The sequence below is a fragment of the Geobacillus sp. FJAT-46040 genome (genome assembly GCF_002335725.1).
Taxonomy (GTDB): Bacteria; Bacillota; Bacilli; order Bacillales; family Anoxybacillaceae; genus Geobacillus; species Geobacillus thermoleovorans.
Genome location: NZ_NISS01000001.1, coordinates 1 through 10,388, shown reverse-complemented (window position 1 = coordinate 10,388; position 10,388 = coordinate 1). Strand labels below are relative to the sequence as shown.

The window sequence follows — 10,388 nt, the reverse complement described above, 5'->3', positions numbered from 1 at the left end:
TACGAAAGGGAGAAAGGGATGGCAGCGCCATCCGAATCCGTGTGGAACATGCTGCAAACAGCCGACGTCCGCATCCGCGACACCGAGATCATTGAATAAGCACCCCTTCTTGTTCCACAGGGATGCTTATTCTTTCATGAATAGACGATCAATCCCACCAGTCTGGATACGGCGGATACGGCGGATACGGCAGATACGGCGGATACGGCGGATACGGCGGGTACGGGTAAAACGGACGCGGAGCTAACGCGCCGCCGAGCAATCCGCCTAAGAAGCCGCCGACAAATGGGGCGCCAAACAACAATCCTGGAAATGGCATCGTTCCTTCTCCTTTCCCCAAAGCTAGAATGCTACACTGTATTCATATGCAACAAACAAGAAAAGAGGGTGGGTCGTCCGCCCAACCCTTGCCGGTTTCTCACCACCAAATGGGGACATACCACAACGGATAGAAAAACAGCGGAACTAATGCGCTCCCGAGCAAACCGCCTAAAAAGCCGCCAAAAAACGGAGCGCCGAAGAAAAACGGGTGCGGCCGCCAAATGCGTTCATCCGCTGCTTGGAGATGGCTCATCTTGCTTTCCTCCTTCCGCTTGCTTTAGTCCCACTGTATGCAGAAAAAACGCCCGCTGCTTAGGCCAGTACCTAGAAGGCTGGTGAAAAACGGCGATTTCTCCCAAATCATCGATCCGTGAATGCAAAGGAAGGTCTCTTTCTATAAGATATTCTCATTAAAGGAAATTATTTTCTTTTACCCGTGGTGCTAGATAAACTCAAACAAGCATAAAAATAGCCCTTGCATGAGGATCCCCTTAAAATGAAAGTGCAACCAACCATTAAAAAGGAGGATCCCTATGCAAGAGCACTTTCATTTTACTACAGATCGGGCCAAGATTCAAAAGCAATATGCCGCCATTTTCGTTTTTGTTTCTGCTCAACTTTCATGCATTCAGGTGCATCTTCATCGTCGAAATCGCCATTTGGTCAAGCAAGAGGACGCTGTCATCATCGCCATTCATCTTTTAGGAAAGCTGCTCGGTTTTACTTCTGAACGGGCGTGGCATCGTTTTGTCACGGGAAATTTGTTCACAAACGGCTCGTTTCTCGAACGTTCCCGGTATAACCGCCGCTGCCGGGCGCTTGGCTTCGCTATCAAATGGATCCGCCATGAGCTGGCAAAACGTGGCCAACATCATGCCTATGCCGTCGTGGACAGCTTGCCGCTCCCATTGTGCCATACGGCAAGAATGCATCGCGTCAAACGGTTTCAAGAGATCGCCGACATCGGGTATTGCGCTTCCAAAAAGCAATGGTACTACGGGTTGAAGCTGCACCTTCAAGTGACCGATCAAGGGCTGCCAATGGGGTATGTGGTGACGGAAGCATCTTGCCACGATCGAATCGCAGCCGAAAGCGTGATGACCCAAATTCCCCACCCGTATAACTTTGGGGACAAAGGATTCATTAGCCGTGACTTGCAAAAAAGGCTGTACGAAGAATACCAAATGGCGCTTTGGACTCCGTCTCGAAAAAACCAGAAACATCGTGCGTCTGAGACATGGGAGCAGTGGATCCAACAAAAACGCAAAGTGATCGAGACGGTGTTCTCGGTTCTGGTTGACCACTATCGCATCACGGGGATCCGAGCCAATTCGATTATCGGATTTGAAGTGGCACTAGACGGTATATTGTTAGCTTATTCCCTGGTTACACTTGGGCTAGTTGAGCGCTAAAGCTCAACTAGCACCACGGGTAATATATAGATTACTTAGAAAATTAGCAAAGGGAAAATTAACCCACGAGGAGGGAAGTGTATGAAAAAGTTTTTAATTCCATTATTAGTATTAATTGTGTTAGGCATTGGTGGTTATTTTGTTATTGGACTATTTAGTGCTAAACCACCTTTACCAACCATAACTGTTGGAGAAAAAAAGGTAGAAGTGACACAAGGTTCGTATTGTTGGAATGGATTACTTAATTCTGTTTGTGCTGATACAAGTTCTCCGCCAGAACTCATTAAAAATCAAGAACTAAAACCTGTGGTTGTACCACCAAATTCCCAATTGAAAATAGAATTCAAAGACGAGCCTAAAGAAAATACATTAGTAGTAAATAGATGGCTTACAAATATAAAAACAGAAAATGTTCCAATAAATGATAATGTGATACTATTACCAAAAGAAAAAGGTGTTTATGTGTATGATGTTTCAGCAAGATGGGAAAAGGGAGATTCAAGTTATGCCTTTGTAATTGAAGTACGGTAGTAACCTTTTAGTAACAGTCTTGATTTAACAAGTCAATATAATTTTAGTTTAAAACGCTTGGAATAAACCCAAGCGTTTTAATGTGCTTTTTACCTTGTTAAATTTAGTTCGAATTTTGTGCTAATTACGCTGTTATTTGTACTGTTTTTTTTGATTTTGTACTTCTGAACCGAACCCGTTACTGTCCGCCGCCTTCCGCTTATACAAGCTCCGCCTGCACTTGATCGTACAAACAGGCGATCGAATCAAACAAAATGCGCACCGCCTCGGCCATTTCGTCTTCGCTCATGGAGAGAACCGGAATGAATGTCAACACCGGGCCGAGCGGACGGATGACAAGCCCCCTCCGGCGCGCCTCAAGGATGATCCGGTGCTCCACCATGGCCGCGCGCGGAAACACTTCTTTCGTTCTTCGGTCTTTCACGATTTCAATGCCGCACATCAAGCCTTTTTGCCGGATGTCGCCGACGATCGGAATCTCATATAGCGCATCCAACCGTTCGGCCAGCCGGCGCGCCTTCCGCTTTACGCTGTCAATCAAGCTGCGTTTTTCGATGAGCTCAATGTTTTTCAGCGCAACGGAACAAGTGAGCTGATTCCCCGTATACGTATGGCCGTGGTAAAACGTTTTGTCTTCGTCCACATCGCCGAGAAATGCCGCATAAATCTCTTCCGTGACCAGTGTGGCCGCGAGCGGCAAATATCCTCCAGTAATCCCTTTCCCAAGGCAGACAAGATCAGGCTTCACCTCTTCCTGCTCACAAGCGAACATCGTGCCCGTGCGGCCAAAGCCGACGGCGACCTCGTCGCAAATGAAGAGCACCCCATACCGGCGGCAAAGCCGTTCCACTCCTTTTAAAAACCCGCGCGGATGGACGATGATCCCCGCCGCTCCTTGCACAAGCGGCTCGATGACAACCGCGGCGATTTGATCGTGCTGCTCCTCAAGCACCCGTTCCAGCTCGCGCAAACAATAGTCGACGATCTCCGGCTCGCTTCCGTATTCCTCCATGCGATACACGTACGGCGACGGCACTTCGATCCGCTCAAACAAAAGCGGCGCAAAAATACGGTGGAACGTTTCCATGCCGCCAACGCTCACCGCCCCGACCGTATCGCCGTGGTACGCTTCCTTCAACGAGACAAATTTGTTCTTCTTCGCATATCGAACCGGATCGATGTTTTTCCAATACTGATAGGCGATCTTGAGCGCGATTTCCACCGCCGCCGCCCCGGTGTCGGAATAAAACACTTTTGACATGTGCGGCCAATATTCAAGCAGCCGTTTGGCCAACAAAATCGACGGCACATTCGCCGAACCGAGCAATGTCGAATGGGCAATTTTCTCCAATTGCTCGCGAAGCGCCGCATTCAGCTCCGGATCGTTATGGCCGTGGACATTGACCCATAGCGACGCATAGCCGTCCAAGTACCGGTTGCCGTCGACATCGTACAAATAGCTTCCTTGCCCGCGTTCAATGATCAAGGGGCGTTCTTTGGCATACTGCTTCATTTGCGTAAATGGATGCCAGACGTACTGCTTGTCCCACTGTTCCAATTGCTCGTAGCTATACGCCAACGCCAAGCACCTCCAGCAGTTGTTTCGCCTTTCCTTGTTCGATCCAATGCTGAGCTAGGGTTTCCAGTTCCCTCCTTGAGACTGCAGGAAGGAGCGGCACGACCGCCAGCACCGGCAGCCGAAGCAAGGCGGCGATCGTTTCGACATTGTTTTGGTGGATGATCTCTTGTTCCTGAAACTGATTAAACATCAGGCCAAGCAGACGAATGCCTTGCGCGTCGGCATACGCCGCCGTCGTCACCGCGTGATGAATCGCACCAAGGCTTGAGAGCGACACAAGAATCGCCGGCAGCTGATAATCACGAAGGAAATCACTCGTCATATAGAATCGTCCGTCGCGCTCACACCACGGAACGGCCAACCCTCCCGCTCCTTCGACGAGCACGACATCATAGCGCTGCTTCAACCATTCCAACCGTTCGGCCACCCTCTCTGGTTCGATGGACGTGCCGGTCAACTTCGCCGCTAAATGCGGCGACATCGCCGGTTCCATATAGTACATGCCTTCTGATGCGGAAAGCTTCGCCACTCGTTCGTACCAATATTGTTCGGCAAACGACACCCCGTCTTCGGCCAGTCCAGTCTGAACCGGTTTCAACACGCTTACGCTCATCCCAAGCCGCTCCAGCGCCAACGCCACGATGGAAGTGACGACCGTTTTGCCGATTTCTGTTCCTGTTCCCGTCATGAAAATGGCTTGCCCCATTCTCTTATCCCCCCATCCCTCGAGTCATCATGATCGGTCGGACGCGCGGCCATACGCGCGCCGCGATGACCGAACAAACGGCGCAAAGCACGAGATCTCCCGGCACCGGGAGAAGAAAGCCGAACCATAGCGTTTGGCCGATGGAAAGCGGAGCCCCCGCGATCCATTTCATCGCTATGTACAGCCACGCGCAGCCAAACGCATACACCGTCAATAAGGCCGCCAAATTCGCCTTCCATATGTCCCGCGCTCTTGTCCATTGAAAACGGCGGACAAGCGAACCACATACATACGCCCCGGCGATGAAGCCAAGCAAATAGCCAAACGTCGGCTTCCAAATATAACCGAGCCCGCCTCCTTCCGCAAACACGGGCGCGCCCGCCAGCCCAATCAAGACATATAGAAGTTGGCTAAGCGCTCCGATTTTTGGGCCAAGCAGACAGCCGGCCAAGTACACCGCCGCGATTTGCAGCGTAAACGGCACATACGGCACCGGAATTTTGATCCACCCACCAACAGCCGTCAACGCGGCAAAAAAGGCGGCCCAAACAAAGGAATGGATTCGCACATCTTCCCTCCTCTCCAAATATTTGTTTCTATTGTGCCTGATGTGTTTTTTATTTGTCAACTTTATTTTTATATAGGTTTACATTTAGACAAAAAATATGGAGCCCCCTAACACAGCAGGACTCCTTTTTTGGCGCGGCTCATTTCTCAAACAGACGGCGGAAGCAGTGGCCAACGCTCACCCTTCATCCTCCCACAAGTTAAGCAGGTTCATCCGTTCGCCGTCCGTTTTCGGCATCGCCAGCGATCCACTCTGCCTCTCCTCCTTTTCCAACAACGACGACAATAAGCGCACCGCCTCCGCAATATGCCTTCCTTTGTTCAACATGATGCATTGCGCCTGTTTTCCAAGAAAAACATCCGAGATTTCCGCGCGCGACGGAATTCCCTTTTTCGCCATTTGTTCAAGCACTTGCGTCGCCCAAATGACCGGGATGTGAGCCGCCCGGCATAGCGCCAAAACGTCGTTCTGTGCGGCCGCAAGATGTTCAAATCCAATCTCCAGGGCCAAATCGCCGCGCGCAATCATCACACCAAACGCCGGAAACTTCAATCCCTCAAGCAAGATGCGAACGAAGTTATGAAGCGCCGCCCGCGTTTCGATTTTCGCGATCACCGGGAGAGAACCAGCCCCTTGTTCGGCAAGCAAATGATAAAGCTTTCGCAGGTCATGAGGGGCCTGAACAAACGACAGCCCGACGATATCCGCCCATCTCGCGATGAACGGAATCCATTCAAGGTCGCGGTCGGTGAGCGGCGGAACCGTCAAATGGAGAAACGAATCGGGAAGATGGATGCCCGTTCCTTGCTTAATCGCTTTTCGCTTTCCGCCATCGGCAACGACTTTGGCCTCTACATGCCGCTCGTGCACTTTCACGACCCGCGCTGCAATTTGGCCGTCGTTCAAATAAAGGCGGTCTCCCGCCCGCACATTGCGCCACGCTTTCGCCAATGTCGTCGTCATTTTCACACCGCATCCATTCTGCGCCTGTGCAAACGCAGCGTCATCGAAATAAATATACAGCGGTGTACCGACCGTGACAAACGCTTTCATTGGAATGAACAAAACAGAACATAGAGTGAAGGAAGCCGACCCGCGCCGCAGTTTCATCCCTTTTTGCACATAGGCCGTCCGCGAAAGAAGAACTTTAAAACAAGACGGCGCGATTTGTTCCGTGACCCGAAGTTTTCGTTTTTTTCCGCGCACATCGGTAAACAGCAGTTCATCCCCTTCTTCGACGGTCGCTCCGTCCTCAGCCGTCAACTGCCACAAGAATGAAACATCGCGGGGGAGCGGAGACGGCGGCGGGGAAGAAGAGAAGGAAATGAGGCCGAAGAGCGGCTCCATTGGCTCTCCATATAGATTTTTCTTCACAGAGAGCTTCATCGGCCCCGCGTTGACCGCCAAGCGGTCGCCCCGGATTTTTGGCCCCGGCAGATCCATGTAAATGCGGCATCGCCTCCCCTGCAGCTGTTGCTCCAACTGCTTCTCGGCTTGACGAATGATGGCCACGAGCGCCTCCCACGTTTCTGGAGAACCGTAGGCGCAGTTGATGCGGGCAATGTCCATGCCATAAAGGAGCAGCCGTTCGATGACGCTCGGTTCATCCATCCATGCCTCGTCCATCGTCACCATAATGCGCGTCGAACAGACGGAACTCGAGCTTCCGAACACAGCCTCCGCCCGTTTATGAAGCAACTGTTTCGCTTCCCTCCTTGTCACCTTTCGAAGCTCCCATCCGCCATCAACCGGCGTGCACAAATAAGCCAAAACTTGTTCGACCGCGTCGATGAGATGAGCCTCTTGCCCCTCGAGCCGCCATCCGGCGTCTTCCATCGCTTCACGCAAATCCGACGGCATGTGCCCCCTCATATATAAGTAAGCAAGCAACTGATCCCGGCTCTCTTCATGGGATGGAAGAGGAAAATACTTCTGCTTTTGTCCCACCCACTCCGCCATCCCTCGGTAAAAAGCGGCCAAGCGGGCGCCCAAATCTCGTTTGTCGTGCATCAGCGGCACCAACCCTTGTGAAAAATGCGGTTTTACTTTTATATATTCGCCGCTTTCGTAAATGAGAAGATAAAAAAACCGGCGCCATTCGCCGGTTGAATGCGACAGAAACAGGAAGCCGCTTTTCGCTGTATCTCACATTTCGCACCCTAACAAGGTCAAAACAAAGGATTTTTTATTTAGTTTTTCAGAATAACTTTTTGACCAACACGACGAGCGATGTCTATCCTTTTTTTACCATCGCTGGTCGTTCCGTATGACGTTACACGTAAATGCTCTCATCCAGCCCCAACCCCTGCAGAATCCTTCGTTGTTCAGGGGTGAGGGAGCGATCCAGTGAGCGTTGGATGCGTCCATCCGGCAGCTCCAGGAGGACGACGTTCACATATTGAAACAGCTGGAAAATCGCCTGCCCCGTCGGTCGGGTCAGCTTGCGGCCTCCGGCGCCCTTTAATGGGTGTTCGGGTGTGATGAACTGGCGCACCCGGCGCTGAAAGACGCGGTAAATGGCCAAGGCCAAGAGAAACAAATAGCCCAATACCGCAACTCGTTCTGGCTTTTTGACATAGATCTCATCCGTGAAAAAAGGGTCTTTCAAAAAAGCGAAGTTCATTTCCACCGAGATCTGCCCTTTATATAGCTTCAAGATCTCTTGGGCATCCATTTGTTGGCCCTTCCATTCCTCCGGAACGGTCGTGACGAGGACAAACCGGGACGCTTTCCGTCTTGCCTGTTCCCACGCGTTTTGGTCGAATTCGACGTCAAGGCGCAAGAGATACCGCGTCTCCATCTCGGGTTCCGCCCCTTTTTTCGGCCGTCCGCGCCGTTTTTTCGGGCGTACGATCTCTTCGACCGCGGCCTTGACCTGATGAAACCGTGGGCGAAGGGACATCTTGAGGGACGCCAAGGCTTGTTCAGCGTCTTCCCGGCACGAGAAAGGGTGGCGCTCCCAATGGGCTTGTTCCTCGCGAAGAAGCTCCGCTTCTTTGGTTCGTTCTTTTTCGAGCGTCTTTCCTTTTCGCTGGTCGAGCGCACTCGATTCGACGACGATCAGCCGAACGGGGTGGCCTTCATAGGTGGAGGATGTTTCCCATACCCGATACGTGGCGCCGTTTCTCTCCGCCAGGGTAAAGGGTTCGCTCCACGGGATGTGAGGCGAATCGGCCTCCGCTAATGCCCGTTTCACGATCCGAAGCGACGAAGGGCCTCGGGTGATCAAAAAGGCGTTGGCCGCTTTGGTTTGCGCCAGAGTGTCTTTTGTCATCGCGGCGGAATCGGCCACGTAAATCCATTCGTCTTCCATCTTGGCTTGTTTGAGCTGTTCGTGGACACGGGACAGCACCTCCGGATTCCACGTTTTGTCAGGCAGGTTGCCGTCGTGCACATCGCCGTAAAACGGGATGCCGTCCTCGTTGCCGACCAGTCCGAAACCGATCTGTTTTTGCCAACGATGATGGCGGTTATAGCCATGTGTGATCTGCAAAGCCTCTAATGAGGCCGATTCATACGCGCCGTAAACGGTCTTGTCCGTCGTATCGGCGTGGAAGGCTCGGAGGGAAAGGCCTTCTTTGCGATAAATATGAATCAAGCAAGTGCTGATGACGTTGTGAATGCCAGCCTCATACAGGCGATCGAGATGACGGGCCAACGCATCGTCGTTCAACCAGGAAGGATGGAGATCGGGACGGATGAGTTTCTCACAATCGACCTCCTGAGCCCAATGTTCCAAGTGAACAAGGGCTTGCCGGCCGTCAAACAGATTGTAGATGATGGCCTGAACGGCATCGCTGACTCGAGTCTGGCACTGTGGATCAACGGGAACGAGATGGTCAATCAATTGGGGCAGGCCCAGTTTCTTGAATAGGGCACTTATTATATTCAAATAATCATTACGATAGACCTTTTTGACTTGAACGTTCATGAGAGAAAAACTCCTTCACTTTCCTTGTGTGTCAAGGATTCATTCGACATCGGAACGAAAAAATCCTCCCGATTTTCGTTGGGAGGGTGCGAAATGTGAGTTTTAATGCTTCTACTGGAGTTTCATTCTCCTTAACACCACCGCCCGGAGTTACCCATTGTTAAAGCCGATGATAAAATCCCCAATATAGCCGGAATAAAATTCCCCACTTACAATAGAACCATAGTGTCAACGAGAGGAGCTATGGTTCATGATTACGAGAGGGAAATTTTTTATGATCAAAGAGATGTATGAAAGGGGAATGAGTATTTCCGATATTGCGAGGGAATTGGGGATCGATCGGAAAACCGTCCGAAAATATATTCACTCCCCCAATCCTCCTTCCAAATCCAAGCGAAAACAAAGAAAAAGCAAGTTAGATCCATTTAAGCCGTATCTTCAAAAACGAATGTTAGAAGATGGGGTGTTTAATAGCGAAAAGTTGTTTTTTGAAATTCGACAACAGGGCTATACGGGAGGAAAGACGATTTTAAAAGACTATATGAAACCTTTCCGAGAGACGGCGAAAAAGAAATACACCGTTCGTTATGAAACGCTTCCTGGCGAACAAATGCAAGTCGATTGGAAAGAAGTCGGGGAGGTCGTGATCGAAGGGAGAAAAGTCAAGTTATCGCTATTTGTGGCTGTGTTAGGCTATTCGCGGATGAAATACGCGGTATTTACGGTCAGCCAGGATCAGGAACACTTAATGGAATGCCTGATTCAGAGCTTCAAGTACTTTGGCGGGGTTCCGAAGAAGGTGTTATTTGACAATATGAAGACCGTTACAGACGGGCGAGAACAAGGAGTGGTGAAATGGAATCAACGATTTTCCGAATTTGCGAGTTACTACGGATTTATTCCAAAAGTATGCCGGCCTTACCGGGCCCAGACAAAGCGAAAAGTCGAACGAGCCATTCAGTATATTATGGATCACTTCTATGTAGGAACATCGTTTGAAAGCATCGAAGAATTAAATTTCCTTCTCCATCGTTGGCTCGATCAAGTGGCGAATCGGAAGCCAAACGCCACTACCGGTATTTCTCCGCAAGAGCGTTGGGCCGAGGAGTCACTCAAGCCTCTTCCGTTGAAAGATTACGATACGAGCTATCTTTCCTATCGGAAGGTGCATTGGGATGGCAGTTTCTCTTACAAAGGGGAACAATGGCTCTTATCGTCGGAGTATGCGGGCAAAGAAATTCTGGTGAAGGAGCGATTAAATGGAGATATTCGATTGTACTTTCGAGGGGAGGAGATTTCTCACGTGGACCAACAGAAAAAAGTGATTTCATTCGCCGAAA

Annotated in this window: 10 protein-coding genes; 3 read left to right on the top strand and 7 right to left on the bottom strand. The window is 50.7% G+C overall.

Going from position 1 to position 10,388, the window contains the following annotated elements; translation table 11 throughout:
* Window positions 1-148 precede the first annotated feature (148 nt).
* Both CD000_RS18600 and CD000_RS18595 read right to left on the bottom strand, forming a co-directional pair.
* Complete coding sequence (locus CD000_RS18600) at window positions 149-319, bottom strand: hypothetical protein (protein ID WP_198962469.1); 171 nt, start codon at window positions 317-319, stop codon at window positions 149-151.
* A gap of 99 nt (window positions 320-418) precedes the next feature.
* Window positions 419-574, bottom strand: a complete 156-nt coding sequence (locus CD000_RS18595) for a hypothetical protein (RefSeq protein ID WP_162839636.1) — start codon at window positions 572-574, stop codon at window positions 419-421.
* Window positions 575-854: 280 nt separating this feature from the next.
* On the opposite strand from CD000_RS18595, the gene CD000_RS00045 reads away from it, so the two are divergent.
* Together CD000_RS00045 and CD000_RS00040 are read left to right on the top strand one after the other, a co-directional pair.
* Entirely contained in the window at window positions 855-1,733 is an 879-nt protein-coding gene (locus tag CD000_RS00045) for an IS982 family transposase (RefSeq protein WP_011230510.1), read from the top strand.
* Between the two features lie 81 nt (window positions 1,734-1,814).
* Window positions 1,815-2,264 (top strand): hypothetical protein, encoded by a 450-nt coding sequence (locus tag CD000_RS00040; protein ID WP_025039205.1) that lies wholly within the window; start codon window positions 1,815-1,817, stop codon window positions 2,262-2,264.
* 199 nt (window positions 2,265-2,463) lie between these two features.
* Here CD000_RS00040 and bioA read toward each other — a convergent pair whose 3' ends face one another.
* From bioA to CD000_RS00010, 5 genes are all read right to left on the bottom strand, one after another.
* Entirely contained in the window at window positions 2,464-3,843 is a 1,380-nt protein-coding gene (gene bioA / locus CD000_RS00035; protein WP_096224615.1) for an adenosylmethionine--8-amino-7-oxononanoate transaminase, read from the bottom strand.
* A complete protein-coding gene (bioD, locus tag CD000_RS00030; RefSeq protein WP_011232487.1) occupies window positions 3,833-4,549 on the bottom strand; it encodes a dethiobiotin synthase in 717 nt (238 codons plus the stop codon). Before bioD ends, bioA begins: the two co-directional genes overlap by 11 nt.
* Before the next feature lie 4 nt (window positions 4,550-4,553).
* Window positions 4,554-5,117, bottom strand: a complete 564-nt coding sequence (locus tag CD000_RS00025; RefSeq protein ID WP_096224614.1) for a biotin transporter BioY — start codon at window positions 5,115-5,117, stop codon at window positions 4,554-4,556.
* Window positions 5,118-5,294: 177 nt separating this feature from the next.
* Window positions 5,295-7,241, bottom strand: coding sequence for a pyruvate kinase (locus CD000_RS00020; RefSeq protein ID WP_096224613.1), 1,947 nt, complete (start codon window positions 7,239-7,241; stop codon window positions 5,295-5,297).
* A gap of 148 nt (window positions 7,242-7,389) precedes the next feature.
* A complete protein-coding gene (locus CD000_RS00010; protein WP_096224612.1) occupies window positions 7,390-9,048 on the bottom strand; it encodes an IS1634 family transposase in 1,659 nt (552 codons plus the stop codon).
* A gap of 250 nt (window positions 9,049-9,298) precedes the next feature.
* Between CD000_RS00010 and istA the strand changes: the two genes are divergently transcribed.
* Window positions 9,299-10,388, top strand: a 1,090-nt coding sequence (gene istA / locus CD000_RS00005) for an IS21-like element IS5376 family transposase (RefSeq protein ID WP_096224611.1), incomplete at its 3' end; no start/stop codon positions are given.

Bases quoted from the DNA above. Each gene is read 5' to 3' on its own strand.
- bioD (WP_011232487.1), bottom strand. From the start codon at position 4,549: ATGGGGCAAGCCATTTTCATGACGGGAACAGGAACAGAAATCGGCAAA.
- CD000_RS00045 (WP_011230510.1), top strand. From the start codon at position 855: ATGCAAGAGCACTTTCATTTTACTACAGATCGGGCCAAGATTCAAAAG.
- CD000_RS00010 (WP_096224612.1), bottom strand. From the start codon at position 9,048: ATGAACGTTCAAGTCAAAAAGGTCTATCGTAATGATTATTTGAATATA.
- CD000_RS18595 (WP_162839636.1), bottom strand. From the start codon at position 574: ATGAGCCATCTCCAAGCAGCGGATGAACGCATTTGGCGGCCGCACCCG.
- CD000_RS18600 (WP_198962469.1), bottom strand. From the start codon at position 319: ATGCCATTTCCAGGATTGTTGTTTGGCGCCCCATTTGTCGGCGGCTTC.
- CD000_RS00040 (WP_025039205.1), top strand. From the start codon at position 1,815: ATGAAAAAGTTTTTAATTCCATTATTAGTATTAATTGTGTTAGGCATT.